Source organism: Paenibacillus nicotianae (assembly GCF_042681745.1).
GTDB classification, from domain to species: Bacteria; Bacillota; Bacilli; order Paenibacillales; family Paenibacillaceae; genus Saccharibacillus; species Saccharibacillus nicotianae.
Window position 1 is genome coordinate 1 of the sequence record NZ_JBHUGF010000003.1, and the last position, 1,566, is coordinate 1,566.

At 52.4% G+C, this 1,566-nt stretch carries 1 rRNA gene; it reads right to left on the bottom strand.

The annotated features are described in order from the left end of the window. A 23S ribosomal RNA gene (locus ACFSGI_RS01990) occupies nucleotides 1-1,553 on the bottom strand; the annotation flags it as partial. Nucleotides 1,554-1,566 lie beyond the last annotated feature (13 nt).

The following is a 1,566-nucleotide window of genomic DNA, read 5'->3' on the forward strand; positions in this document are numbered from 1 at the left end:
AGGTATGCGGATTTGCCTACATACCAGCCTCACTGCTTGAACGGACATCCATCAGTCCGCGTCACTACCCTCCTGCGTCATCCCATTGCTCATAACGGCTTTCGGTGGTACAGGAATTTCAACCTGTTGTCCGTCGACTACGCCTTTCGGCCTCGCCTTAGGTCCCGACTTACCCTGAGAGGACGAGCCTTCCTCAGGAACCCTTGGGCTTTCGGCGGATCAGATTCTCACTGATCTTTTCGTTACTCATACCGGCATTCTCACTTGAATGAGGTCCAGCGCTCCTTGCGGTACACCTTCAATCTTCATTCAACGCTCCCCTACCCCTGATACTAAGTATCAAGCCATAGCTTCGGTGGTGTGTTTAGCCCCGTTACATTTTCGGCGCAAAGTCACTCGACCAGTGAGCTATTACGCACTCTTTCAATGGTGGCTGCTTCTAAGCCAACATCCTGGTTGTCTGTGCAACTTCACATCCTTTCCCACTTAACACACACTTGGGGACCTTAGCTGATGGTCTGGGCTGTTTCCCTTTCGACAATGGATCTTAGCACTCACTGTCTGACTCCCGGAATAAAGTCTGTGGCATTCGGAGTTTGACTGAACTTGGTAACCCTTGCGGGCCCCGCATCCAATCAGTGCTCTACCTCCACGACTCACCTTCCGAGGCTAGCCCTAAAGCTATTTCGGGGAGAACCAGCTATCTCCAGGTTCGATTGGAATTTCTCCGCTACCCCCACCTCATCCCCGCACTTTTCAACGTGCGTGGGTTCGGGCCTCCAGTACGTGTTACCGTACCTTCACCCTGGACAGGGGTAGATCACCTGGTTTCGGGTCTACGTCCACGTACTCAGTCGCCCTATTCAGACTCGCTTTCGCTGCGGCTCCGGCTTTTCACCTTAACCTTGCACGGGAACGTAACTCGCCGGTTCATTCTACAAAAGGCACGCCATCACCCATAAATAGGGCTCTGACTTTTTGTAAGCACACGGTTTCAGGTTCTATTTCACTCCCCTTCCGGGGTCCTTTTCACCTTTCCCTCACGGTACTGCTTCACTATCGGTCGCTAGGGAGTATTTAGCCTTACCAGATGGTCCTGGCAGATTCATACGGGGTTTCACGTGCCCCGCACTACTCGGGATCCGTCTCGGAGAGAATATGATTTAAGCTACAGGGCTTTCACCTTGTCTTGCGGGCCTTTCCAGACCTCTTCGCCTACCATGTTCCTTTGTAACTCCAAAGAGACGTCCCACAACCCCAACAAGCAAGCTCATTGGTTTGGGCTGTTCCGCGTTCGCTCGCCGCTACTGACGGAATCACTCTTGTTTTCTGTTCCTGAGGGTACTTAGATGTTTCAGTTCCCCTCGTCTGCCTCTGCACACCCTATGTATTCAGGTGTGAGTAACTGGAGATGAATCCAGTTAGGTTTCCCCATTCGGACATCCCCGGATCACAGCTTGCTTACAGCTCCCCGAGGCGTTATCGTTGTTCGCCACGTCCTTCATCGGCTCCTAGCGCCTAGGCATCCACCGTGTGCTCTTAGTAGCTTAACCTAAGTGTTTCTAT